Genomic DNA, 25,387 nt, shown 5'->3' on the forward strand with positions numbered 1-25,387 from the left:
CCGAGGATGCAACAAAAATTTCTTATATATCAAATGGCTGAATCAGCTATCTGAGAGCAGGCTCACAATGCTTCACGCACGGCCTGCGTTGCGAGGCCACTCTTGTATGGCTCTGTATCCACCCGCTCGCACACCCGGCCATTATCCACGTCGTGATATTCCCCCATTGCCATGAGGCGCCTCTTTTTCCTGCTTGGCACTCAAATTTATGGGTGATGCCGATTTTGGCTGGTTTCCTATGTATCCCCAAATCATTGCGGGTGCGCGGCAAGCTGGTAATCATGGGCTGATTGAGGAACAATCGCGCCATCCTGGCGGCTGTGTTGATGATGTTCCGCCCCGATTGAACTGATGGATCTCCTTATGCGATTGCCGAAACTCATGCCCCTCTCCATAACGCCCGCCCTTTCCCTGCTGCTGGCAGCGATCCTGCTCTGCGCCACGCCGGCAGAGGCCAAACGCTACCCGCTGCCACCTGCCGGGAGTCGCCTAATCGGTGAGCTGGAGGATTACATCATCCAGCAGAATGAACATCTGGAGCTGGTTGGCAAAAATACACAAATTGGATTTTTGGCGCTGCTTGAAGCAAATCCGGGTGTAGACCCCTATTTACCCAAGCCGGGCACCCGCTTGACGCTGCCCACCCAGATGCTGCTGCCTGATGTGCCTCGCGAGGGGATCGTCATCAATCTGCCCGAACTGCGCCTCTACTACTTCCCCAAAGGGAAGAACGAGGTCATCGTGCTGCCCATCGGGATTGGCGATATCGGCCGCGAAACACCCGAGATGACCACCACCGTCATCGAGAAGAATCCCAACCCGACCTGGGTTCCCGGCCCCATGGTGCGCAAATCCTGGCTGGAGCAAAAAGGGATCACCCTGCCCGCCGTGGTGCCCCCCGGCCCGGAGAATCCCCTCGGCAAGTTCGCCATGCGCCTTGGCTATGGCAAGCGCGACTACCTGATCCACGGCACCAACAAGGATTTTGGCGTTGGCCTGCGGGTAAGTGCAGGCTGCATCCGGCTGCGACCTGACGATATTGAGGCCCTGTTCAAGATTGTGCCGATCGGCACGCCGGTGCGGGTCATCAATCAACCGGTCAAGGTCGCCATCGAACCGGATGGTAGGCGCTGGCTGGAGGTGCACTCCCCGCTCTCCCGCACCGAAGAGGAGCTTGAAAATGGCGCCCCGCTGGTGCTATCTCCGGCCATAGAGAGCTTTATCAGTGCACCTGACGTGATGCAGGATGAGGTGACGGCGGCGCTGGAGAGCAAAAATGGCCTGCCCCGCCCCATCAGCAGCCAACTTGTCAGTGGTTAAGTCACCAGCGCCCGAGTCGCACCGGAGTCACCTTACCTCATGAAATTCCTGCCCCTCCTGCTCCTGTTGGTCTGTCACTCCTTGTGGGCCAAGGACATTCTCTGGATGAACAATGGCGATCGTCTGACCGGCAACATCGAGGAGGTGACCGAACAGTCGGTGCGCATCGCCCTTCCCTACAGCGGCGCAGTCACCGTCCAGCGAGAGGCCATCAAACGCTGGCGTATCGATAAAGAGGACAAACCCAAGGCGACGGCAAAGGGTGGGCTCAAGCTGTTCGAGGATGACCAGGATGAACGCAACGCCTGGCTCTGGACCGGCAGCGGCGATCTCAATGTCAAACTCAAACAGAATGACAAGCAGACCAACAACGTCAACCTCAAGTGGAAAAGCGAGCTGGCCAATCTGGACTGGCGTTACAGCTTCTCCGGTGAATACACCTATGAGACCGCTGACAACGTCACCGACAGCCATGATTATCAGCTCAACCCTACGCTGGACTACTTCTTCAACCAGCAGTGGTTCTTGCGTACCTCACTCGATGCCGAATATGACATGCTGGATAAAGATCGCTATCTCTACATGGACTATGGCTCGGGGCCTGGCTATCGCTTTTGGAACGACAAGCGCCGCCGACTGGAGCTGATGGCCCAAGGGGGGCTAAGTCGGCTCTACTTCCGTGAAGATAGCAAGATCACCGGCGTTTTTCTGGGTGAACGGGTCATAGACTACCCCTTCGCTGGCCTGAACTGGGATTATCGCCAACCTTTCTCCCTCTGGCAGGAGAAAATGGAACTGTTCAGCCAGGGGCGCTATCTGAAATATCTGGCACAACCCTCCCCCTATGTCACCCGTAATCAGGACCTGAAAGGCAGCATAGGGTTGCGCTACTACTTCAATGACCATCTGCGCCTCTCCTGGTCGAGTGAGCTGAATTGGGAAGATGCTGACATCCTTGTCGACACAGGCAGCCCGGAACCCCGCGAGAGCGAATTAAGACACCTGCTCAGCCTTGGCGTCAGTTTCTAGCCCCGGATCCCCAACACGCAAAGAGGAGCCAATTCGGCTCCTCTTTGCTTTAGGCAGACAGGCTCGCTAGATCAGCCCCCAGGCGGCAATCTGGTAGATCCATACCATCGCCAGCAGGGTGCCGACCAACCCCATGATGACGCCGATGCGCACCATCTGGTGACTCTCCACCAGACCGGTGGCGTGGGCCAGCGCATTGGGCGGGGTACTGATGGGCAGCGACATCCCGAGCGAAACCGAAATGGTGACCGCCAGGATCAAGGTGTGGCTGCCGCCCCACTCGGCCAGCTCCGGCATGCTGACCGCCAGTGCCGCCACCAGTGGCAGCAACAGATTGGCGGTTGCGGTGTTGGACATGAAGTTGGCCATCACCACTGCCAGCAGACAGGCACCAATCAGCACCGCCAGCGTGGAGTATTCGTGGAACGGAATGTGGGTGATGAGCCGCTCGGCCAACCCGGAGTCCTCCAGCGCCAGCCCCAGCGCGATACCACCCGAGACCAGCCAGAGCACATCGAGGGAGATCTTGTGCAGATCGTCCTTGGTGATGATGCCGGTGGTCAGGAACACTGCCACCGGGATCATGGCGACCACGTAGGAGCTCATGCCGTGCAGATCCCCCAGCAGCCAGAGTACTATGGTGGTGATAAAGGTGAGGTAGACCACCCAGGCGCGGGGGGTCTGCATAAAGCGCCCCTCAATCTTGAGATCCATCCGCTTGAGGGAACTCGGGAAGAAGCGCCCCAGCAGGAACCAGCCAAGCAGCAACAGCAACACCACAAAGGGCACCGCAAATCCCATCCACTGACCGAACGAGATGGCATGCTCGCCGGTCAGGTATTTGAGGGCCACTGCGTTGGGCGGAGTACCGATGGGAGTGCCGATCCCGCCGAGGTTGGCCGCCAGCGGAATGGCCAGCACAAAGCCGACTTTGGCCGGGTCCTTGTCGGGAAATGCCGCCAGCACAGGGGTAAGGATGGCCAGCATCATGGCGGTGGTGGCGGTATTGCTCATAAACATGGAGAAGGTGGCGGTGATCAACATCAGCCCCAGCATGACGATCCGGGGATCCTGACCAAACGGGCGCAGCAACACCCGCGCCAGATTGACGTCCAGATGGTATTTGGTCGCCGCAATGGCGAGGAAAAAACCGCCGAGAAACAGCATGATGACCGGCGAGGCAAAGGTCGCCATCACCTCGGTGGACTTGAGCAGCTCACCAAACCCCGGTTCGGCCTTGTCGGCAGTCATGAACCAGAGCCCCTTGTCGGAGAGCAACAGCAGCTCCAGCACGATGATCAGCACCGAGGTGGCGAAGATAGGGATGGGCTCCAGGATCCAGCAGAGGGCGGCCAGCACGAAAATAGCCACGACCCGCTGCTCGATGACAGTGATCCCCTCCAGCGGGATCCAGTGGGTCGGGATCAGCAGGATGGCGAGGCTCAGCAGCAGTGGCAGAATAATCTTGTTATTGATGGGCACTATTGTCTCCAGGATCGGGAGTAAGAAGCCAATAGTGGCATAACATGCTATCGCCTCACGCGGCCAACTCGCCAAAATGAGAGCTGGCTAACTGCACGGCGCACCGTTTTGTGAGTCATATCAAGCTGGGGTCGGCGCGCGATGGCTGACGCCTCAGACCTTGCAACAAACAGGCAAAAAAACGGGCCCGCTGTTCGTTGCACACGACAGCGGGCCCGTTTCACCATTCATACCGATGAGGGGCTCAGAAGTAGATGCGGGTCACCGACTCGATGACGCAACCCGGGCGACGGATCCCTTCGATCTCCACCTTGATCTCTTTGAGCAGCTCCAGCCCACCCTTGATGGGGGTGACCCGGGCCAGCTTGGTGCGGGCGCGGATGTTGCTGTCCACCTTGATGGGGTACGGGAAACGTACCTGATCCAGCCCGAAGTTCACCACCATGCGGGCGGTCGGGAACTCGGGGGTGGCCTCATCGACCGAGCCGGTCAACTGCGGCAGCAGCGCCAGGGTCAGGAAGCCGTGGGCGATGGTGGTCTTGAAAGGCGACTCGGCGGCCGCGCGCTCCGGATCGGTGTGGATCCACTGATGATCCCCGGTCACGGCAGCAAACTGATCGATCATCTGCTGGCTGACGTGCAGCCACTCGCCCACATGGGTCTCTTCACCAATGCGAGCCTGCAGGGCGGCATAGAGCTCGGCAGCCTCGGCTCCCAGCTCCACAGCGGGTTCCTGAGCCACGGCAGGCTGACCGTTGGCCACCCGTGCCACGGTTGCTGCATCCTGTTGCTGCTCGCTCTGGGTCTCGGTTTGCAAGTCCAGTACACGACCCAGCAAAGGGTGAAGATGTGCCTTTTGCTGAAACTCACGCCAGTAGTCGCGGATCGCCGGTGAGAGCCAATCCTTGAGCTCAAAGGGGTGCTGCGCCAAAATTTCGCGCTTGCGCTTCAGAAAATCGACAACTTTCATGTTTCGATCCCTATGTGATTCATTGCCTGTAAAGAGGTCTAACCAGTCCTATTTTATTAAAGTTTCAGCTGTAAGTGCAAAAAAATCTCGGCGTACACCTGTACCAAGGCGGAAGTAACTACTTACACCATGTAAACCAGCACGATCTGCCAATGAGGAAATCGATTGCCAAAGATGCCGCCAGCAGGGGAAATTCGCGGGGCTCATCATGAAAAAAGGCCCTCATCGGGCCTTGTGGTGGGGACTCAGCGCGCGCTCGACCAGCCGCGACGCAATCCCTCTTCATCCAGAAAGGACCAGGCGAGGATCCGGCTCACCTTGTTGCCCTGCGCCATGTCGATCACCCGTACCTGACGCGCCCCCACCCGGCTCAACGCCTTTTTCGCCCCCGGCAGGTTCTCTTTTTTCGACACCAGCGAGCTGAACCAGAGGCACTGAGTGGCAAACTCCTTGCTCTGGGCAATCATGTTGGCCAGAAACGCCGCCTCGCCCCCTTCGCACCAGAGCTCGGCCTTCTGGCCGCCAAAATTAAGCACAGGAGCGCCTGTCACCTCCTTGCCCAGATTGCGCAGCTTGCGCTCCGTCCCCTTGCTCGCCTCTTCCAGCGACGCATGGAACGGCGGATTGCACAGCGTCAGGGCAAAGCGCTCCTTTGGCCCTATGATGCCGCGAAACACATGGTTGGGGTTTCCCTGCAGGCGACACTCAATCTGATTGCCGAGCCCGTTGCTCTTGGCCAGCAGGGTGGCCGCCTTGACCGAGACCGGATCGATATCCGATCCGACAAAACGCCAGCCATATTCGCGGCAGCCTAGCAGCGGATAGATGCAGTTTGCCCCCACCCCGATATCCAGCACTCTCACCCCCTTGCCGGTAGGGAGCTGGCCTGCGCTCTCGGCCAACAGATCGGCCGCCCAGTGCAGGTAGTCCACCCGTCCCGGGATAGGCGGGCAGAGGTAACCGGTAGGCAAGTCCCAGTGGGCAATCCCGTAGTGATGGGCCAGCAGGGCGCGATTGAGGGACTTCACTGCATCGGGATTGGCAAAATCGATGGTGCGGGTACCGTAGTCATTGATAAATACGTGGACGGCCAACTCGGGAGTTCGCAGGCAGAGCGCCTCAAAGTCGTAACCCGCCTCATGGCGATTACGGGAGTGAAGTCCGGATTTACGGTCGCCCGACTTGGGGCCACCAGCTGATGGGATGCGGGGTTTCATGCTGAGCCTGCCGAAGAAAACGGGCCCACACTATAGTGATTTGACTCGGGAAAGTCTAAACGAGGGCAATAAAAAACCGGGCTATCGAGCCCGGTTCAAGTGAGGTTGGAAAAACAGTCCGTACTGCGAGCCGTTTGTCCAGCCTGACTCAGATATCGATCCGGCGAGCTTGCCAGAACTTGCTGCGCCAGTATTGGCTGTCCAGCTTGGAGCGGGTCACACCGGCTCGAGTCGAGGCGTGAATGAATTCGCCATTCCCGACATAGATACCAACGTGGTTGAGACGACGATTGATTTTGAAGAAGACCAGATCACCTTCGACCAGATCCTGCTTGGAAACGCGCGTCCCTTCGTGAACTTGAGAGCGGGTATCGCGGGGAAGTTCAATACCGACCGCATTGCGAAACACTTCACGGGCGAAGGCGGAACAATCGATACCACGTTCGGTTGTACCACCGTAGCGGTAAGGGGTACCGCGCCACTCTTTGTATACTGTCAGGATTTCATTCACATCGGGTGTCTGCGAAGCTTCCGGTTCAATAACGGGTTCCATCATGGAAACTTCGATCTTGCTCGCGACCTCGGGTTGGGGTGCCGAAGCACAACCCGCCATTCCGAGCGCGACCAGCAGTAGCATCAGGTAGCGCAATCCTTTATCCCCGCAAAATAGTAAATCTTGTTAAAATACGGCCCCAAAGGGCAATTTATAAGGCAACAGCACCCGACTATATCCAAGAATTCTATCGAGGCAAGTGAAAATCCCTATCAAGCTCACATTTTTGCAAGGAAATGCACGATTTTTCATAATTAATGTGATCATGCCCAAACAATATACAATCGCAAAAAGGACCTTTGGCCTCATAGATAACTGGCTTTTATCCCTGCTTCAGCACCTCTTTAAAGTGAAAAATCATGATCGAAACCGATCTTTTTTTGTTAAAACCGGCCAGGGTATGCCAGGCACTGCTTGCTCAATTGCCTGAATGGTTGTCAACCGATGAGCTGCATATCTGGCAAACCATGACCCATCCTGAACGGCGTCAGGAATATCTGGTGAGCCGCGCCCTGCTGCGCCAGCTGTTGTCCGAGAGGCTGCAACGCCCTGCCGCCAGCCTGCAATTTTGCAACGGCCCCCACGGCAAGCCCCAACTGCATGATGATGCTTGGCAGTTCAATCTGAGCCACAGTGGCAGCTGGCTGGTGTTGGCGCTCTGCCCGCAGGGGCAGCTTGGGGTGGATATCGAACTGGGCAAACGGCGGCATCACCCCCTCCCCCTGGCCCGCCGGTTTTATGCACAGAGTGAATATGAGTGGCTCTGCGCGCTGCCTGCTCCAGAGCAGGAGAGTGCCTTCTACCGGCTCTGGTCACGCAAGGAGGCGGTACTGAAAGCCCACGGTGGCGGCATAGCGGCGGGGCTGGAGAAGGTGCGGTTTCTCCCGGATGAAGAGTGGCGACTCGACAACCGGTTGGATGACACCCCTTATCAGGTACAGGATTGGCCCTTTGCCAGCGGCTGGCTCAGTCTCGCGGCGGCGGCAACCCCCGTGACCTTTTACCGGCTTGATGAGCGCTTGAATTACCAGTCACTCAACCCCATGTTACTCAACACCCTTTCTGAAGAGTCCAACTCATGATCGTCGACATTACTCCCCAGAATTTTCACGCTGAACTGATCGATGCCTCCATGAAGAAGCCGGTCGTAATCTATTTCCATGCTCCGCAGATGCCGGAGTGTCAGGGGATGACACCGCTGATCGAATCACTGGTTGGGCCCGCTAATGAGCAGGTCACCCTGACCAAGGTGGATATGAACGATCCCCAGTTGCAACCGCTCGCCAGCCAGCTCGGCCTGCGCGCCCTACCCGCATTGGTGCTGTTCCATCAGGGTCGCCCTGACGAACAGGGGATCATCGAAGGGCCGCAGGATGAAGCCACCCTGCGCCAGTATTTCGCCGCCTTCACCCCCAAAGAAGAGGAAGAGTTGCTGGCCAAGGGGCAACAGGCACTGGCTGACGAGCAGCCCAGCATCGCCTATGCCCATCTGACCAAGGCACACCAGCTGGCCCCTGAACGTCACGACATCAGCCTGTGGCTCATTCAGGCCGCGCTCGACCTCAACCTGCTGGATGAAGCGCAGGAGCGCCTCGGCACCATCCCGATGGTGGCACAGGAAAGTCACTTCCATACCCTGAGCTCACGACTGGCGCTGGCCCTGCAAGCGGCAGACAGCCCGGAACTGCGCGCGCTGGAAGCCCGTCATGCAGAACAGCCTGATGATTTTGGTCTGGCACAAGAACTTGCTGTGCAATACAACCAGGCCGGCCGTCAGGAAGAGGCATTGGAACTGCTGCTGGCGATCCTCAAACGGGACTTGGCATTCGGCGAAGCCAGAAAGACCTATCTCGATATTCTCGCCACTATGGGTAACACACCACAGGCGCAGAGCTACCGTCGCAAACTCTATAGTCTGCTCTACTGATCGGAATCGAACTGGCTGGTAATGATGGGGGAGTGCCGGGAGACCGGCATGACCTCATGGGTCAAGTACGAAGAAGGTACTGTGGGAATAAGGTGCTGTGGGAATAGTGGAGATACTGTGAATTTCAGGCAAAAAAAAATGGCGCAAAACTGCGCCATTTTTTTCGCATGGATTACTTCTTGTAGGAAGTAGCCATGTTGTCGATGCGCTGGTTAGCACGCATAGCTTCTTGCTTGGCTTCGGCAACATCAGCAGCGATTTTGGACTGATCAGCACGAACTGCGCTAACATCTTGAGCCAGTTGGTCAACTTTGTTAGACAGATTCTGAACGGAAGTTTCCAGTTCGCTGGTGTTTGCACAACCGCCCAGCAGAGCGGACAGACCAACAACACCTACCAACAACAATTTTTTCATTTTTAAAGCTCCCTTGAACTCGCCAGACGTTTAGCAAGCGGCGTGATTATGGCACAAAAAAATCCTACTTTGCATAGTCCCCACCACAGATAAATGCATTAAAACCCTCATTTTTTTTTGAATGAACAGTTTTTGTCCAGATTCGTCTAAAAAATGAGTGCCGTGTGGTGGGGGCTCGGACAAAGGTTAACCAAATTTTTGCCTTATTACAATTTCGTATGAGGCTCAGGCTGTACGTTCTGACAACAATTGACGATATTGCACCAGATCCTCGATGGTCAGCACCGGCATCTGGTGCTTGCGACCGAACGCAACAAGGTCTGGCAGACGCGCCATCGAGCCATCTTCTTTGGTCAATTCACACAACACACCAAACGGTTTGAGGCCAGCCAGCTGCATCAGATCGACCGTCGCTTCGGTATGACCACGACGGGTAAGCACCCCACCGGTTCGCGCCCGCAGCGGGAAAACATGACCCGGGCGGTGCAGATCGCCCGGTTTGGCGCCGTCTGCGATGGCTGCACGGATGGTGGTGATGCGATCAGCAGCCGAGACACCGGTCGTGACCCCCTGCGCCGCTTCGATGGTCACGGTAAAGGCGGTCTGGTAGTGGCTGGAGTTGGCCTCCACCATCATCGGCAGTTCGAGCTGGCGAACCCGCTCGTCGGGCAGGCAGAGGCAGACGATGCCGGAGCACTCGCGGACCATCAGCGCCATCTGTTCATTGGTCATGGATTGGGCGGCGAAAATGAGGTCGCCCTCGTTCTCCCGATCTTCATCGTCGGCCACCAGCACGCCGCCTCCGGCACGCAAGGCAGACAGGGCCGCTTCGACACGGGCAACGGGATCACCGAATTCACTGAGTAGAGACTGATTCATGGTAAAACTCCTAAACAAGACAAGGACCAGAATCAGGGCATGGAAAGGCAGACAGAGACGGGCATGCAGCGGCCAGCCCACAAGGGCCAACACGGCAAGGTCTGTCTTATCCTCTTTCATCCGGACTATGACCGTCGGCTCCGGCATCTCACCGGATCTGCTGACCCCGACCCGGCAATCAGCCAAGTCGGGCGCTCGCGGGCTCCCCGAGTCAATCGGGATACCGCCGGTGGGGAATTGCACCCCGCCCTGAGAATAAGCGCAGACAGCCTAAAGAAAAACGGTTGCAGATACCAGCCAAAATCTCCCGCAGGCTGAAAAGCATTTCAACATTGCGCCCGGGATCCCGCTCTGCGGCCCGCTCGCCAGTGCGAGAGGCCATGACTGGCGAATTTCTTTATGGCTCGGATCGGTTTATGGCATAGTTCCCGAAACCAAAAAACAGGGCCCGAAAAGAGAGCCTGAACAACGCTGCCGGCGCAGACAGCAGCGCCAACACCACAAACGGAAAATGACAGAGATGGAAAAGAAAATACTGCTCACGGATTGCCCGGATGCCAAAGGGCTCATCGCCAAGATCACCAACATCTGCTACAAGCACCAGCTAAACATCATCAAGAACGATGAGTTTGTGGATCACGAGAATGGCCGCTTCTTTATGCGTACCGAGCTGGAGGGACGCTTCAACGACGAGACCCTGCTGGCCGACCTCGATGATGCCCTGCCCACCGGTGCCCAACGCCGTCTGGTCAAGGCGGGCAAGAAGCGCATCGTCATCCTGGTTACCAAGGAGACCCACTGCCTCGGCGATATTCTGATGAAGAACTACGCAGGCGCGCTGGATATGGATATCGTTGCGGTGATCGGCAACTACGATACCCTGGCCGAGCTCACCGGCAAGTTCGATATCCCATTCCACACCGTCAGTCACGAGGATCTGAGCCGGACCGAACATGAAGAGCAGGTGCGCGCCATTATCGACAGCTATGAGCCTGACTATGTGATCCTGGCCAAGTACATGCGGGTGCTGACCCCGAGCTTCGTCGAGGCCTATCCGCGCAAGATCCTCAACATCCACCACTCCTTCCTGCCCGCCTTCATCGGTGCCCGCCCCTACCGGCAGGCGTTTGATCGCGGCGTCAAGCTGATCGGAGCCACCGCCCACTTCGTGACCGACGATCTGGATGAAGGCCCCATCGTCGAACAGGACGTGATCCACGTCGGTCATGCCTTCAGTGCGGACGACATGGCCAAGGCGGGTCGGGATGTGGAGAAATCGGTGCTGAGCCGCGCGCTGGAGCTGGTACTGAACGAGCGGGTGTTCGTCTACGGCAACAAGACGGTGGTCTTCAAGTAATTCGCCCACACGGCCCGTATGCAAACGCCAAAAACAACAACGGCTCCCGCGGGAGCCGTTGTTGTTTCTGCGCCGAGTGTCAGAGCGGCAGACCGTTTACCGTCACCGCGCCCTTCTCCAGCTTCAGCTCGGAGGTCAGCGCTTGCTTGTCGGCCTTCAGATAACCCATCAGGGTCAGCTGATCGAGCATGGGGGCCAGTTGCGGCACCGCCTTGCCCAGCTTGTCGCTGAGGCTGGCATGCAGCACGCCGGAGAGGGCCTGCATTCCCGCATCGCTGTTGAACAGCTGCTCCAGCGAGGTGGAGGCCAGCTTCACGTCTCCCTTCATGGTCACCGCCTCACCGTTGAGCTTGGCGCTGAGACCGGCCAGTTCAAGGGTCGCGCCACGTTTGAGCATCTTGTCCAGCGCCTGCTGGATGGCTGCATCTTCAACCCCCTTGCCACCGGCGGCCTGCAGCCCTTGATACCCTTCCAGATCCAGACCGTTGAGATTGAGCGCCAACTTGCTGTCGGTCACCGCCAGGGTGTCGGTCTCGTTCTCCAGATCCAGCTTGGCAATTTTCATCTGATAGCTGCTGGAGAGGGTCTGGGCATCATCACCAGTCAGCTGAGTCTCGGTAGTCATCCCCTGCAGGGCGACCTTGACGCTGTCAGGCAGTTGTACCGTGAGGGCCGAGAGGGTCATCTCGCTCTGGGGCGAGAGGAGCACACCGCTGATCTCGGCAATGTCGGCACTCCCTTTCAGATCGGCCAGCACCAAGTCCATCTTGCTCTGCTCTTCATGGACCGTCATCCCCTGCCAGGTCATGGTGAGGTGACCATTCCCCTCCAGATTGCCGTGGAACTCGCCGCTCAGGGGCAGGAAGCTGAACTCGTCCAGCCCCTGTTTGATCTTGAATTCATTGGCCCAGAAACGGCTGCTGTTACCCTGGGTCCAGAGACTGGTGACCGACTCCAGACCGAGTTCCCACTGCTCCATGCCCAGTGCGGTGAAAACCGGCGCTAGCGTGCCATTATGGGTATCGAGCAGGAAGTGGCTCTTGATATAGAGCGGCAGGATCTGGCTCTTGACCACCAGTTGCAACTCGATGGGCTGACTGCCCTCCAGCTCGCTGTCGATGGCAGCCAGCTCCTCCGGCGTCACCACGACCTTCAGGACCCCGTCACGGGTGAAGAGGTTGCTGCTACCCGGCTGCCACTGCATGTCGATACCGGTCTCTTGCTCTACCTTGGCGATCTGCTCCGCCATGATGTTGTCGAAGCTGTTGCCCGTGTACCAGCATGCAGCCAGACCACCACCTACCAGTGCCGCACCCACGGCGAGGGCCACTATCTTTTTCATATATCCATGTGTCTCCAGGGAGTTGTCACTGCACTCTACGGGGCGGACTCGGGGCTAGGCAAGTCCAATCAGATGGAGAGTCCACTTTCTTGCGGCTCGCCACAACATCACAGCAAGGGGCTGAAGAGATAGAAGATGTTCTCCATCGCCTTCTTGTACCAGGGGCGGGCCTGCCATTGGGCCAGGGTCATCGGGGTGGCTTCCGCCATATAGCCCTGTACCAGCCGGGTCATCTGGGCCACGAACGAGGGGTTGTCCACCAGCAGGGTCACCTCGAAGTTGAGCCAGAGGCTGCGCCGATCCAGATTGACCGTCCCCACCAGAGCGAAGTCATCATCCACCAGCACGCTCTTGGTATGGAGCAGACCGGCATCGTAGCGGTAGATCTCCACCCCGGCCGCCAGCAACTCCTCCATAAAGGCGTTGCAGGCGTAATTGGCCATGATGGAGTCATTGCGTGCCGGCAACACCAGCTGCACCTGCACCCCGCGCGCCGCCGCCGAACTCAGTGCGGCCGCCAGCGGATCGTCGGGCACAAAGTAAGGGGTCGTCAGCACCAGATGGCTGCGCGCCTGATAGATGGCCAGCAGCAGGCTCTGCTGGATGCAGTCACCGCCGACGAAGGGGCCGGACGGGATCAGCTGGGCGCGGTAGTTAGTCTGGGGCCAGGCCTCCGGCTCATGCTGCAGACTGTCGAGCAGCCGCTCGCCGGTCTCCATCTCCCAGTCCCAGACAAAGATCGACCACATCAGCGGCACCATGGGCCCCTGCACCCGGATCATGATGTCGACCCACTGGCCGACCCCTGCATCCTGCTTGAAGAAACGGGGATCCACCATGTTCATGGAGCCGGTGTAACCCACCCTGTCATCGATCACCACCAACTTGCGGTGCATTCGCAAATCCTGCCGTTGGAACGGAATGCGCCAGGCGCCGACCGGCAGCACCTCCACCAGCTTGACCCCCGCCTTGCGCAGCTTTTTCGGCCACCCGGAGCGGAAGAAGTGCTTGCTGCCCACCGAATCGAGCAACAAACGACAATCCACGCCGCGCAGCGCGACTTCCATCAGTGCTTCACACACCTCGTCGGCATCACCGCCGGGGTGCCAGATATAGAACTCCAGATAGCATGATAACGTCGAGCGGCGAATATCCTGAGCAATCTCATGCAGGATCTGGTCGGGTTGGCTGAGCAGAGTCATCCGGTTACCGGAGAGCATGGGCATGGCCAACCGCCCCTGGATCAGATCGTGCAATGGTTGGGCCTTTTCCCCCACCTCGCAGCAATGCTGTGGGAAAAGGCGGGCCAACTGACGAATCCAGATGGCATAAGGGCGATACATGGCCTGTGCCCGCTCGGCGCGGCGGCGCCCCAACTTGATTTCACCAAACAGCAAGTAAAAGCCGACGCCGGCAAACGGAATGGCGTAGATCAGCGCCAGCCAGGCCAGCGACACCCCGATGGGGCGGCGTTTCATCACTACCCGAAACGACACACCCGCGACGATAACGGTATGAAAAAGCAGTAGCAGCCAGCCCAGAAAGCGGGAGAACAGCAGGTGGAGATCATGTTCCAGACCGTTTAGCAACGGTAACTCCTTTTCATCAACAAACAGTGGTCGGCAGATCCTGCCAGTCAGGAATGGTATGCTGTAAGGCAAATCCATTCTATCAGGTTGCCCCCATGATTCTGCAATCCATGCTGCTCAGCCTGGCCATGCTAGGTCAAGGCTCATATGACATCAATGAGCAGCAGATCAATCAGTACCTGCAATCCCAGGTGCAAGTCGACAAACAGCTGGAGCTGCCCGGCATCATAAAGGCCCATGTGAAGCTGGAGCAGAGCGATGTCCAGATTGGCCGTCAACAGCCAGACACCGCCCGAGTCTATGGCAAGGGCAAGCTCAAGATCGCCCTGCCCGACAATACCGAATATGACGCCCGCCTGCAGATGACCTATGAGGCAAGACCCCGCTATGACAAGAGCCAGAGCGCGCTGTTTCTCGACAACATGAAACTGGTGGAGTACAAGCTGGAACCGGAGGCGGCAGAGAGAAAGTTCGGCATGATGCTCGGTATGCTGCTGCAGAGCATGGAGAAGCGTCTTGAGAGCAAACCGGTTTACCGACTGGATGACAAGGATCCGCAACAAGCCTGGCTGAAAGAAAACCTGCTGGGGCTGGAGCTGTCACCGGGCAAAATCCACCTGCTGACCAGACCCCGCTAGCCCGCTCAATTCAGGAGGGGCTGGCTGGTATCCCGTACCAGCAGCTCCACCTGATAACCCTGCTGCTGCTGTTGCTCATAAAGGGAGAAGAGTGAACCGCTCAATTGGTTGAGGGAGATATCGGCAAAACCGGCCTTGAGATAGAAGGGTTTCTCGAAAGGCAGTACCTGACAGACTACCGGTTTGTCCTCCAGACCATGACAGGCGTGCTGCAACAGCCGTGAACCCAATCCCAGCGACTGGTAGTGAGGCAACAGACGAAAGCCGCACAGATGATAAAACTCCTCCTCGTCCCGCAACCGAACCGCCCCCACCAGCCAGTGAGCATCACGTACGACAAAGACCCGCTCTGCCAGATCCGGCACATAGTGGGAAAAAGTCGTCTCGTAATAATCCTTGATGAGAGAGAGATCGGCGTCACAGTACTCCTCGAAGATGAGTTCCATCGCCAGCATTCCTGACACAAAAAATTCCTTTATAATCAGTAGATAAGATAGATTGAAACTAACTAGCCAGACCAGCTTACACCAGCAAGATAGCATGCCTTTTATTAACAAAAAAGCGAGCATGCTGGAGCACTTCCCTAAGACGCTTATGACCATTAGCTACCGGAAAATTCCACCTTTTGGCGCCTCTCCTGGCCATACTCCGGCATCCCCCCGTCCCTCGGTCAAATCCCCCCTCCACTTCACAACTCCCTGTTTGTACGCTTGTTCTGCACTCGCCATGGTGCTTTACTCAACATGATGATCTAGGGAAGGAGTGTGACGGTTGAAAGCATGGATGCTGGCAGGCCAGATGGTGTTGATCCCCTTGAGTGGATGGAGCCAGACGCCCCCTCCCGCGGAGGTGGTCTTCCTGACCGCAGCCCCCTCTCCCTTGCGCCCGGTCAATCATGCTGCGCCCGCCCCACAACCCGACACCGCTCAAACGGCGGCAACCGCCGCTGGCGGCAAGAAGCAGATCCAGGTCTATAAATCGGTGCAGCAAAACGGGGTAGTACGTTACTCCGATATGGCGCCCGAACAGGGCCATTACGAACTGCTGCTGTTCAACGACTGCTTCGCCTGCGACCCCAAATCCAGCGTCAACTGGCAGACCACAGGACTGTTTCTCTATGACTATGCCAGCACCATCAAGGCAGCAGCAAAGACCTATCAGGTTGAGCCTGCGCTGATCCGAGCGCTCATTCACGCCGAATCGGCTTTCAATCCACTGGCGGTCTCCCGCAAGGGGGCGATGGGGCTGACCCAGCTAATGCCTGCCACGGCGCGGGAGCTGGGGGTCGGCAATGCCCTGCTGGCGGAACAGAATATTTTCGGCGGGGTGAAATACCTAGCGGGACTGCTCAAGCAGTATGACGGCAACATTGCGCTGGCGACCGCGGCCTACAACGCCGGGGCGGGCGCCGTACAAAAACATGGCGGCATCCCACCCTATGCGGAAACGCGCGCTTATGTGGAGCGCGTCCAGTTGCTCCATCAGCGCTACAAAGAGATGCTGCAGGCCAAGGGACTCTGACGTTTGGCTTGGTTAGTTCTCTTATCTCACTCCTCCAGAAACAAAAAACACGCCCTCAGGCGTGTCGATACCACACTTTGTTTCGCAAATGATTACTTCTGCTCCGTCGCCACCAGGCGATAAGCCAGCGCACCCAGAATGGCACCGACAATCGGGGCAACCCAGAACAACCACAGCTGGCTGACCGCCCAGTCACCGACAAACAGCGCAACGCCGGTACTGCGGGCCGGGTTGACCGAGGTATTGGTCACCGGAATGCTCACCAGATGGATCAGGGTCAGGCACAGGCCGATGGCAACCGGAGCAAGCACAGCTGGCGCACGGCTGTCGGTAGCGCCCATGATGACGAACAGGAAGAAGCCGGTCATCACAGCTTCGCACACCAGTGCCGCCATCATGCTGTAGCCGCCCGGAGAGTGCTCACCGTAGCCGTTGGAGGCAAAGCCGGCGGAGAGATCAAAACCGGCCTGGCCACTGGCAATCACATAGAGTACAGCAGCACCGGCAATTGCCCCCAGCACCTGAGCCACGATGTAAGAGAGCACGCCGGAAGCAGGAAAACGACCGCCAGCCCACAGACCGATGGTGACGGCCGGGTTGAGATGGCAACCGGAGATATGGCCGATGGCATAGGCCATGGTCAGCACGGTCAGGCCGAATGCCAGCGATACGCCCAAGAGGCCGATCCCCACATGGGGGAAGGCTGCAGCCAGCACGGCACTGCCACAACCTCCCAATACCAGCCAGAAGGTTCCCAAAAACTCTGCTGCAACAGGTTTCACTGTATGTCTCCCGATAAGATGAGATAAAAAGGCCCGCAAAGGGGCCATGCGTTAACACGCGCAGCATTATGGGAGCAGCAATAGCCGATGCGAACCCGGTTACCAGTCGCCAGAAAACGTGACTCAAGTCACAATTGGTTGATTAATAGAGATATTTATCAGTAGCAAGCCACACAGAGGCTGTTGCCAACAAGGAGCCTCATGCGACAACTTATGACTCCAAAGGCCTGTTCTGTCTATTTGTTGATCAACAATTCAGGGCCACACCAGCGGATCACTTGATCGGCGAAAATCGGCTGACCACCTGACCCTGATGCTCAATCCACTCCATGAACATGGCGACTGGACGGGCATAGACGGCGCCATCCTGTTCCGACTGATAGATCACCAGCTGCTCGCCTGTCTCGGTATGGCTGGCCAGGGTCAGCACCTGATAGTAGCCCCCCTTGAAGTGACGATAGCGACCGGGTGTGGGTGCATGCATGGGATACCTCTGCAGATAGAACAGGACGGGAAAGGGGAAATATGCGCTGGCCAGTGCCAGTTGTATCAGCTTTTTCTCGTCGGAAATGACGATGAAGAGGCTTTTTTACACAAGCCAATCGTGCCAGAGAGCGTGAAGATTTCAACACAGTAGAGTAGCTTTGTTAATCACTCCCCCATCTTTCACTGGTGAACCTTGCCAAGCACAAACGATCGTGCTGAATTTAACCTTTTAATAACTCTGTTTTGGGGCTAAAAATCAGGAATATCTACTAAAAAGAAGATTGTTCTAGCATTCAATTCTGTGAAGAATAGGGGAAAAGATATTTGATACTAAAAACCGCCTTTTTCGCCAACGCGTCCCTGTGGGGAAGGAATCACTGTCACCATGTTCACAATCGACAAGTCGCACAAGCTCGACGATGTCTGCTATGACATCCGCGGCCCGGTGCATAAAGAAGCTCGCCGTCTCGAAGACGAAGGCCACCGCATTCTCAAGCTCAACATCGGTAACCCGGCCCCGTTCGGCTTTGATGCGCCGGAAGAGATCATCAAGGATGTGATCCTCAACATGCCGCTGAGCCAGGGCTACTGCGACTCCAAGGGGCTCTTCTCTGCCCGCAAGGCGGTGATGCAGTACTACCAGCAAAAAGGGATGCGCAAGGTCGATATCGATGACATCTATATCGGCAACGGCGCCAGCGAGCTGATCGTGATGGCGATGCAGGCGCTGCTCAACAACGGCGACGAGATGCTGGTGCCCTCCCCCGACTACCCGCTCTGGACTGCTGCCGTCACTCTCTCCGGTGGCCATGCGGTGCACTATCGCTGCGACGAAGGGGCTGACTGGTATCCGGACCTCGACGACATCCGCGCCCGCATCACCCCGCGCACCCGCGGCCTGGTGCTGATCAACCCCAACAACCCGACCGGTGCTGTCTACGGCAGCGAGTTCCTGCTGGAGGTGATCGAGATCGCCCGCCAGCACAACCTCATCATCTTCGCCGACGAGATCTACGACAAGATCCTCTACGACGATATCTCCCACACCAGCGTCTGCACCCTGTGCGACGATGTGATGGTGGTGACCTTCAACGGCCTCTCCAAGGCCTACCGTGCCTGCGGCTTCCGTCAGGGCTGGATGGTCATCACCGGTCCCAAGGGCCGTGCCCGCGGTTATATCGAAGGGCTGGAGATGCTGGCCTCCATGCGGCTGTGTGCCAACGTGCCGATGCAGCACGCCATCCAGACTGCACTCGGCGGCTATCAGAGCATCAACGAGCTGATCCTGCCGGGCGGCCGCCTGCGCAAGCAGCGGGACAAGGCGTGGGAGCTCTTGAACGAGATCCCCGGGGTCTCCTGCGTCAAACCCAAGGGGGCGCTCTACATGTTCCCGCGCCTTGATCCCAAGGTGTATGACATACGCGACGATCAGAAGATGGTGTTCGACCTGCTGCAACAGGAAAAGCTGCTGCTGGTACAGGGCACCGGCTTCAACTGGCCGGCGCCGGATCACTTCCGGCTGGTGTTCCTGCCCCGCGAAGAGGAGCTGGAGGATGCCATCGGCCGCCTCGCCCGCTTCCTCAAGGGCTACAAGCAGTAAGCAAGGCTCATGAAAAAGGCTCCCGCGGGAGCCTTTTTGTTATCTGTGGTTTAATTCGTGCCATCAGCCGTGCAGCAGGGCACCGGCTACCAGCACCGCCATGGTGATGAGGGCTACGCCGATGATAAAGGGCAGCACCCAACGTACGAAGCGATCGTAGGGGATCTTGGCGAGCGCCAGACCGGCCACCAGATGAGCGGCGGTGGGGGCAAACAGGTTGATCCAGCCGGAGGCGGACTGATAGGCAGTGATCACCAGATCCCGGGAGATGCCGGAGAAGTCCGCCAGCGGCCCCATCAGCGGCATGGAGACGGTCGCCAGCCCCGAGGTGGAGGGGATAAAGAAGCTCAGGATGATGTGCACCAGATAGGCCATCAGGATGAAGACCGATGAGGAGAGCCCGGTCACCAGCCCTTCGGCCCAGTGCAAAATGGTGTCGATGATGACGCCCTGCTCCATCACCACATAGATACCGCGCGCCACCGCCACCACCAGTGCCACCCCGATCAGATCCCGCGCGCCATTGAGGAAGGTCGCCACATAGTTGGACTCGGGCATCCGGTTGATCAGCGCAATCAGGATGGAGGCACTGAAGAACAGGGTGGAGAGCTCGTCAAACCACCAGCCAAAGGTGGGCAGTACGTCGATCCCCAAATCCGACCAGGGCACCACCGCATAGATCATCAGCAGGAAGGTGCCGAAGAAGACCAGCATGGTGAGTTTCTGCTTGCCGGTGAAGGCGAGGTTGCCGCTCTTCATCTGGGAGAACTCGTCGTCATAGACGATATCGGCCAGCACGGAGCGGGACTTGTCCTGCTGTACCTGCTTGGCGTAACGCATCACGAACCAGGAGGCGAAGATCACCAGCAGCAGCCACTGCACAACCCTAAGGCCAATCCCCTCACCGATGGGAATACCGGCAAAGCCCGAGGCGATACCGGTGGCAAACGGGTTGACGGTGGAGGCGAGCACCCCGACCCCGGAGCCAAGCAGGATAATGCCCGCCGCCACCATGCGATCGAAGCCCGCCGCCATCATCACCGGCACGATCAGCGCCCAGAAGGCTACCGTCTCCTCCGCCATGCCGAAGGTGGAGCCGCCGAGGGCAAACAAGGCGATCAACACGGGAATTAGCAGCCGCTCACGCCCGGCAAAGCCACGCACAATGGCCCCCACCCCGGCATCAAGCGCACCGCTCTGCATGGTCACCGCGAGAAAACCACCGATGATGAGCACGAACAGCGCCACGTCGGCCGCCTTGTGAAAGCCCTGAATGGGGGCCTTGAGCACCTCGAACACCCCCTGCGGGTGGGCGGGTAACTCGGTGTAGCTGCCGGGTATAGGCAACAGCCGCTCGTCGCCGCTGTAATCGGCCACGGCCGCTGCAGCCACCGGCTGCTGGGTCTTGGCGGTGACATAGTCATATTTGCCCGCTGGCAGCACCCAGGTAAGGGCGGCCATCAGCGCGATGATGATGAAAAGCAGGGTATAAACTGTGGGGAGTTGGCGCTTCTTGGGCGCCTCGTTTGGAGTGGTCATAGCTTCCGTACCTCGGCAATGCCGTTTGTGATCCGATCAGCGCAAGACTAGCGGGTTTGATATGGGAAAAAGGTGATCGCTGATAATAAAATTCCGCAAATCAGCGAAATGTTTGCCAAAAAAACAGGGCCCCGCGGGGCCCCGTTTTCACTTGAGTCAGACTCAGAGCTCGACCACGTCGAATTTCACATCCGGATTCACATCCGCATCGTAATCGACCTCATCCAGACCGAAACCGAACAGGCGCAGGAACTCCTGCTTGTAGCCGGTGTAATCGGTCAATTCGGAGAGGTTTTCGCTGGTGATGGATGGCCACAGGTCGCGGCAGGTCTGCTGCACATCTTCGCGCAGTTCCCAGTCATCCATGCGGATGCGAGCCTGCTCGTCCAGCGCCATGTCGGACGCGTAGAGACGGGTGCGCATCATGCGATCCACCTGCTCCATGCAGCCCTCGTGAATGCCCTTCTCCTTCATGATCTTGAAAGCCATGGAGATATAGAGCGGCATCACCGGAATGGCGGAAGAGGCCTGGGTCACCACGGATTTCAGCACAGCCACGTGAGCGGTGCCGCCCTTGGCAGCCAGATCGCCACGGATGGCTGCAGCGGCGCGGTCCAGATCTTCCTTGGCGCGACCCAGAGTGCCATGCCAGTAGATTGGCCAGGTCAGATCGGTACCGATGTAGGAGTAAGCCACGGACTTGGCGCCGTCAGCCAGCACGCCGGCATCACGCAGGGCAGCCATCCACAGCTCCCAATCCTGACCGCCCATCACTGTGATGGTGTTCTGGATCTCTTCCTCGTTCGCCGGCTCGACGGTAGCGGTGATGATCTGATCCTTGTTGGTATCAATGGCGGTGGTGGTGTAGACCTCGCCGATCGGTTTGAGGGCAGAGCGCACCACTTCGCCGGTTTCCGGCATCTTGCGCACCGGAGAGGCCAGGGAGTAGACAACCAGATCGATTTGACCCAGATCCTGCTTGATAAGCTCAATCACCTTGGCGCGGCACTCGTTGGAGAAGGCATCGCCGTTGACGCTCTTGGCGTAGAGGCCCGCCTCTTTGGCTGCCTTGTCGAAGGCGGCAGAGTTGTACCAGCCAGCGGTACCGGTCTTGGACTCGGTGCCCGCTTTTTCAAAGAAGACGCCGAGGGTGGCGGCGCCGCTACCGAAGGCAGCCGCAATCCGGGAGGCCAAGCCATAACCGGTGGAAGCGCCGATCACCAGCACCTTCTTGGGACCATTCTCGATGGTGCCCTTGGCCTTGGTATAAGCAATCTGGCGACGAACATTGGCTTCACAACCGACCGGATGAGTAGTGGTGCAGATAAAGCCGCGAACCTTGGGTTTGATGATCATATGGGGTCTCGGATCCGTTTAATGGATGAAATCGGGGCATAAGATACCTCATCTTGCCGCGATAAGGTGCTCTGATGTGTTGAACTGCGGCAAAAATGGGCATCCGAAGGTGGCCATCATGGTCCATGCCATGGTGCCACCTCACGGCAACTAGCAGGCAATGCGGGTGATGTGGCCATCCTGCAGCTTATAGAAGGCATCTTGCGGCAACTCCTGTGACCAGGTCGCCTCATAGCCGAGATCGGCATAGACGCCGCGCAGCATGGCACCGAGCAGACCGTGGGAGATAACGATGGCCCGCTCGGCGATGGCGGGATCCTGCAACCACTGGTGTGCCCGGCGCTGAATGCTCTCGAAGCTCTCGGCCCCCGGTGCCTGCAGATACCAGTCCCCCTTGCCGGTATCGAGCTCGGGGTGGGCAAGACGCAGCGCCGGGATCTGGCAGCTCTCCCACTCCCCCATCCCCAGCTCCATCAAGCGATCGTCCCAGACGATGCGATCCGCCGCCAGCCCCAACTGCTCGCACACCAGCAGTGCAGTCTGACGGGCGCGACCGAGCGGGCTAGCATAGACGGTCCAGCGGGCGGGATCCGCCAGTTCGGCGGCAAGGCGCCGCCCCATGGCGATGGCTTGCGCCTCACCCTTGTCGGTCAGATCGGAGTTGCAACACCCCTGCAGACGCTGCTCGGCATTGAAGCGGGTCTGGCCATGGCGCAGCAGATAGATGAGTCGAGACATGATTTCTCCAGCACGTTCAGATAGATAGAAAAATAAAGGGGGAAGATGATAGCAGATGAGCCCGAAGGATGGCCCAAACAGAGAGGCTAAAGCGGGCGTAAAAAACGGGTCAAGGCTGACCCGTTTGCTGCCAATTTGGCCAGAGTGTATCGGCTCAGCCCTTCTTGATCTCCCGCAGATAGCGGTAGATGGAGTGGACCGAGATCCCGAGCTGGCGCGCCGCAATCTGGGCACTGTCTTTTAACTCGAAGATCCCCATGTCGTGCAGCTGGTTGACGATGACCCGGGTCTTCTGGGATGGGGGAACCACCTCGTTGCCGCGCACCTCGGCACTGACAGTATCTATGGTGCTGTTGAGCGCTTCGTCGATGTTGCGGGCGAACACCTCCGGGGTGGCATGGCTCTCGTGGGGATGCATGCACTCCGGCATCATGGTCCGTAGCACGGATTGCAGCGGAGCATCCATGTCGCTGTTAATGCAGAGCAACCCGATGGCCCTGTGCTCCCCGTTGCGGATCACGGTCGTGATGGAGCGCAGGGTCTTGCCGGTGGCACACTTGGTCATGTAGGGGCTGGAGATATCCTGCCCGCTCTTGAGCTTCATCATCGCCAGGTTGGTGATGGGGGCGCCGACACTGCGGCCGGTGATATGGCCGTTGGCAATCTTGACGATCGAGGGATTGCGCGCATCCAGACTGTGGAGCAGCACTTCGGTGTGCTGGCCATACATGGCGGCGATGCCATCCACAATGTTCTCCATCGACTTGAGGATCTCAAAATCGCTCGGACTCAACTCTTGCAGCTTCACAATGGGACCTTCTTGCAAGGGTTGCTGCCGGACAATGGACGCCGGGCAGCAACCAACAGGGACATCAGGCGGACATGATATCAATAATGGTGCTGTCTGTGGCAGACATGCCCTCCTTCACCATCTGGCCGACGTTGCGGATGGTCTGATCCACGTCACCGGCGACAATCCCCTGCCCCGACACCGAGTGGCTGTTGAGGGCCATCAGGAAGCCGCGCACCGCCGCACCGGAGGAGGTACTCACCTTCATGGCGCAGGAGGCTTTCGCCCCGTCACATACCATACCGGCACTGTCGCTCAGCACGTTCTGGATGGCGAAGCAGGATTGCTCGAAGCTGCCGCCCGCCAAATAAACCATGGCCATGGAGGCGGCCGCGCTGGTCACGGTATTGCCACAGAAGGCCGACAGCGGCGGATAGTGGGACTTGATATAGATGGCGCCCAGATGGCTCATGATGAGGGCGCGAGCCAGCTGCTCTTCGCTGGCCGCAAAGCGCTCGGCAATCACCATCACCGGAATGGTGGCGGCAATACCCTGGTTGCCGCTGCCGAAGTTGCTCATGGCTGGCAGGGTCGCCCCCCCCATGCGGGCATCGGAGGCTGCCGCCGTCATCATCACGATGCGGTTCATCACATCCTCGCCGATAAGACCGGCATTGATGTTCTGCTGCATGGTGCGGCCAATCTCCAGGCCATAGGGGTTGTTCATCCCCTCGGCGGAGAGCTTGCCGTTGAGCTCCGAGGCTTTGAGGATGAACCTGATCTGCTCGAACTCCACCTGGGTGGCGAACTCGTAGATGGCGGCGATGCTGATATCTACCCCATCGCAGATGGAACCGGTGGCACCGCCCTGGCTCTGATCAGCGGTGAAGGTCACCTCGCCATCGCGGCGCTGCTCGACGATGCGGGTATGACCGCCGCACAGGGTCACTTCGGCGCTGTGTTCTTCACCCTTGTCATCAGTGCCATAAACGGTCACGCGGCAGAAGATAAACTCGGGGGCGGCGGTGCGGCTCACCTGCACCTTGCCGGCATCGATCAGCAGCTGGGCACGATCCACCTGTTCTGGCTGGATCGCGGCCAGCACCTCCAGCCCGGCATCGGTGTTGCCGCCGATAGCACCGGCCGCGGCCGCAATGGCCAGACCGATCTTGCCGGTCCCCGGCACATAGACACCCATCGAGTTTTTATAGAGATTGTCCGACACCGCGACCTCGAGGCGACCGGGCTCACAGCCCAGTTGCCGGGCGGCGACAGCCGCGGCATAGGCAGCGGCAATTGGCTCGGTACAACCCAGCGCTGGTTTGACAACCTGTTGAATAATCTGCAGATACTGCTGCCACGCTTGTTTCATCACTTGAACCTTTTTATCAGCATTAACGAGCGATATGGGCGATCGCTTCCACTTCAACCTTGACGCCCATCGGCAGATCCTTCACTGCGAAGCAGCTGCGCGCCGGACAATCTTTCTGGAAATAGGCTTTATAGACCTCGTTGAACGCGGCAAAATCGCTGATCTCGGCGAGGTAGCAGGTGGTTTTGAGCACGGTATCCAGCGAGCCGCCAGCGGCTTCCAGCACGGATTTCAGGTTTTCCAGTGACTGGCGGGTCTGGGCGGCAATCCCCCCTTCCACCACACCACCCTGCTGCTTGCAGACCGGCAACTGACCGGAGGTAAAGATAAGGTCGCCATAGGCAGTGCCGTGGCTGTAGGGACCGATAGCGTCAGGTGCCGCTGCTGCTGTGATGATGCGTTTCATATAGCCACTCCTGTTTGTGCAATTTTTTTTGCAATCATGAATCTCATTCCGTTCAACATTATTTGCTTTTTATTTTATC

25 protein-coding genes and 1 riboswitch are annotated in these 25,387 nt (G+C 58.2%); of the genes, 8 read left to right on the plus strand and 17 right to left on the minus strand.

Going from position 1 to position 25,387, the window contains the following annotated elements:
• Positions 1–363 precede the first annotated feature (363 nt).
• Positions 364–1,320 carry a L,D-transpeptidase family protein gene (locus G5315_RS05145; protein ID WP_346213374.1) on the plus strand — a complete coding sequence of 319 codons (957 nt, stop codon included), beginning with the start codon at positions 364–366 and terminating at the stop codon, positions 1,318–1,320.
• A 39-nt stretch (positions 1,321–1,359) separates the two neighbouring features.
• Entirely contained in the window at positions 1,360–2,349 is a 990-nt protein-coding gene (locus G5315_RS05150; protein ID WP_323913161.1) for a DUF481 domain-containing protein, read from the plus strand.
• Positions 2,350–2,415: 66 nt separating this feature from the next.
• On the opposite strand, the gene G5315_RS05155 is transcribed toward G5315_RS05150, so the two are convergent.
• The 4 genes from G5315_RS05155 to G5315_RS05170 form a co-directional block, all read right to left on the minus strand.
• The gene (locus G5315_RS05155) at positions 2,416–3,831 is read right to left on the minus strand and encodes an SLC13 family permease (protein ID WP_421222144.1); all 1,416 of its coding nucleotides are present in this window, start codon (positions 3,829–3,831) and stop codon (positions 2,416–2,418) included.
• A gap of 244 nt (positions 3,832–4,075) precedes the next feature.
• The gene (locus G5315_RS05160) at positions 4,076–4,801 is read right to left on the minus strand and encodes a MaoC family dehydratase (protein WP_204483864.1); all 726 of its coding nucleotides are present in this window, start codon (positions 4,799–4,801) and stop codon (positions 4,076–4,078) included.
• A 245-nt stretch (positions 4,802–5,046) separates the two neighbouring features.
• On the minus strand, positions 5,047–6,018 hold the full coding sequence (gene rlmF / locus G5315_RS05165) for a 23S rRNA (adenine(1618)-N(6))-methyltransferase RlmF (protein WP_421295539.1): 972 nt from the start codon (positions 6,016–6,018) through the stop codon (positions 5,047–5,049).
• A gap of 148 nt (positions 6,019–6,166) precedes the next feature.
• Positions 6,167–6,655, minus strand: a complete 489-nt coding sequence (locus G5315_RS05170) for a C40 family peptidase (RefSeq protein WP_421172010.1) — start codon at positions 6,653–6,655, stop codon at positions 6,167–6,169.
• 275 nt (positions 6,656–6,930) lie between these two features.
• Between G5315_RS05170 and G5315_RS05175 the strand changes: the two genes are divergently transcribed.
• Complete coding sequence (locus G5315_RS05175; RefSeq protein ID WP_421172011.1) at positions 6,931–7,653, plus strand: 4'-phosphopantetheinyl transferase family protein; 723 nt, start codon at positions 6,931–6,933, stop codon at positions 7,651–7,653.
• Positions 7,650–8,498: a tetratricopeptide repeat protein gene (locus G5315_RS05180; RefSeq protein ID WP_421172012.1), complete on the plus strand. Its 849-nt coding sequence runs from the start codon at positions 7,650–7,652 to the stop codon at positions 8,496–8,498. Before G5315_RS05175 ends, G5315_RS05180 begins: the two co-directional genes overlap by 4 nt.
• 172 nt (positions 8,499–8,670) lie before the next feature.
• Here the strand turns inward: G5315_RS05180 and G5315_RS05185 are convergent, their stop codons facing one another.
• On the minus strand, positions 8,671–8,913 hold the full coding sequence (locus G5315_RS05185) for an Lpp/OprI family alanine-zipper lipoprotein (protein ID WP_005334342.1): 243 nt from the start codon (positions 8,911–8,913) through the stop codon (positions 8,671–8,673).
• Between the two features lie 225 nt (positions 8,914–9,138).
• The gene (ribB, locus tag G5315_RS05190) at positions 9,139–9,792 is read right to left on the minus strand and encodes a 3,4-dihydroxy-2-butanone-4-phosphate synthase (protein WP_139460346.1); all 654 of its coding nucleotides are present in this window, start codon (positions 9,790–9,792) and stop codon (positions 9,139–9,141) included.
• A 104-nt stretch (positions 9,793–9,896) separates the two neighbouring features.
• Positions 9,897–10,053: riboswitch (FMN riboswitch) on the minus strand.
• A gap of 259 nt (positions 10,054–10,312) precedes the next feature.
• On the opposite strand from ribB, the gene purU reads away from it, so the two are divergent.
• On the plus strand, positions 10,313–11,149 hold the full coding sequence (purU, locus tag G5315_RS05195; protein WP_005361738.1) for a formyltetrahydrofolate deformylase: 837 nt from the start codon (positions 10,313–10,315) through the stop codon (positions 11,147–11,149).
• A 79-nt stretch (positions 11,150–11,228) separates the two neighbouring features.
• Here purU and G5315_RS05200 read toward each other — a convergent pair whose 3' ends face one another.
• Together G5315_RS05200 and cls are read right to left on the minus strand one after the other, a co-directional pair.
• Positions 11,229–12,491 carry a DUF945 family protein gene (locus G5315_RS05200; protein ID WP_421332633.1) on the minus strand — a complete coding sequence of 421 codons (1,263 nt, stop codon included), beginning with the start codon at positions 12,489–12,491 and terminating at the stop codon, positions 11,229–11,231.
• Between the two features lie 107 nt (positions 12,492–12,598).
• Positions 12,599–14,080: a cardiolipin synthase gene (gene cls, locus G5315_RS05205; RefSeq protein ID WP_421332634.1), complete on the minus strand. Its 1,482-nt coding sequence runs from the start codon at positions 14,078–14,080 to the stop codon at positions 12,599–12,601.
• Between the two features lie 95 nt (positions 14,081–14,175).
• On the opposite strand from cls, the gene G5315_RS05210 reads away from it, so the two are divergent.
• The gene (locus G5315_RS05210; protein ID WP_005344183.1) at positions 14,176–14,718 is read left to right on the plus strand and encodes a DUF1439 domain-containing protein; all 543 of its coding nucleotides are present in this window, start codon (positions 14,176–14,178) and stop codon (positions 14,716–14,718) included.
• A gap of 5 nt (positions 14,719–14,723) precedes the next feature.
• Here G5315_RS05210 and G5315_RS05215 read toward each other — a convergent pair whose 3' ends face one another.
• Positions 14,724–15,164 (minus strand): GNAT family N-acetyltransferase, encoded by a 441-nt coding sequence (locus tag G5315_RS05215; RefSeq protein ID WP_266134531.1) that lies wholly within the window; start codon positions 15,162–15,164, stop codon positions 14,724–14,726.
• Positions 15,165–15,489: 325 nt separating this feature from the next.
• Between G5315_RS05215 and G5315_RS05220 the strand changes: the two genes are divergently transcribed.
• The gene (locus G5315_RS05220; RefSeq protein ID WP_421172015.1) at positions 15,490–16,239 is read left to right on the plus strand and encodes a lytic transglycosylase domain-containing protein; all 750 of its coding nucleotides are present in this window, start codon (positions 15,490–15,492) and stop codon (positions 16,237–16,239) included.
• 92 nt (positions 16,240–16,331) lie between these two features.
• On the opposite strand, the gene aqpZ is transcribed toward G5315_RS05220, so the two are convergent.
• Positions 16,332–17,021 carry an aquaporin Z gene (gene aqpZ / locus G5315_RS05225; RefSeq protein ID WP_266134495.1) on the minus strand — a complete coding sequence of 230 codons (690 nt, stop codon included), beginning with the start codon at positions 17,019–17,021 and terminating at the stop codon, positions 16,332–16,334.
• Between the two features lie 274 nt (positions 17,022–17,295).
• Positions 17,296–17,505 carry a DUF1653 domain-containing protein gene (locus tag G5315_RS05230; protein ID WP_043851261.1) on the minus strand — a complete coding sequence of 70 codons (210 nt, stop codon included), beginning with the start codon at positions 17,503–17,505 and terminating at the stop codon, positions 17,296–17,298.
• Between the two features lie 387 nt (positions 17,506–17,892).
• On the opposite strand from G5315_RS05230, the gene G5315_RS05235 reads away from it, so the two are divergent.
• Positions 17,893–19,107 carry a pyridoxal phosphate-dependent aminotransferase gene (locus G5315_RS05235; protein ID WP_005334367.1) on the plus strand — a complete coding sequence of 405 codons (1,215 nt, stop codon included), beginning with the start codon at positions 17,893–17,895 and terminating at the stop codon, positions 19,105–19,107.
• Between the two features lie 63 nt (positions 19,108–19,170).
• Here G5315_RS05235 and G5315_RS05240 read toward each other — a convergent pair whose 3' ends face one another.
• The 6 genes from G5315_RS05240 to G5315_RS05265 form a co-directional block, all read right to left on the minus strand.
• The gene (locus G5315_RS05240; RefSeq protein WP_247823121.1) at positions 19,171–20,646 is read right to left on the minus strand and encodes a YfcC family protein; all 1,476 of its coding nucleotides are present in this window, start codon (positions 20,644–20,646) and stop codon (positions 19,171–19,173) included.
• 162 nt (positions 20,647–20,808) lie between these two features.
• A complete protein-coding gene (gene fabV, locus G5315_RS05245) occupies positions 20,809–22,002 on the minus strand; it encodes an enoyl-ACP reductase FabV (RefSeq protein WP_005353312.1) in 1,194 nt (397 codons plus the stop codon).
• 150 nt (positions 22,003–22,152) lie between these two features.
• Entirely contained in the window at positions 22,153–22,740 is a 588-nt protein-coding gene (locus tag G5315_RS05250; protein WP_421332635.1) for a histidine phosphatase family protein, read from the minus strand.
• Positions 22,741–22,894: 154 nt separating this feature from the next.
• Entirely contained in the window at positions 22,895–23,548 is a 654-nt protein-coding gene (locus tag G5315_RS05255) for a PAS domain-containing protein (RefSeq protein WP_257690427.1), read from the minus strand.
• Between the two features lie 64 nt (positions 23,549–23,612).
• Complete coding sequence (locus G5315_RS05260) at positions 23,613–24,902, minus strand: serine dehydratase subunit alpha family protein (RefSeq protein ID WP_421332636.1); 1,290 nt, start codon at positions 24,900–24,902, stop codon at positions 23,613–23,615.
• Positions 24,903–24,924: 22 nt separating this feature from the next.
• A complete protein-coding gene (locus tag G5315_RS05265) occupies positions 24,925–25,308 on the minus strand; it encodes a Rid family detoxifying hydrolase (protein WP_005344164.1) in 384 nt (127 codons plus the stop codon).
• Between the last annotated feature and the right edge of the window lie 79 nt (positions 25,309–25,387).

The sequence above is a fragment of the Aeromonas sp. 603607 genome, from assembly GCF_049171595.1.
Lineage (GTDB): Bacteria > Pseudomonadota > Gammaproteobacteria > Enterobacterales > Aeromonadaceae > Aeromonas > Aeromonas veronii.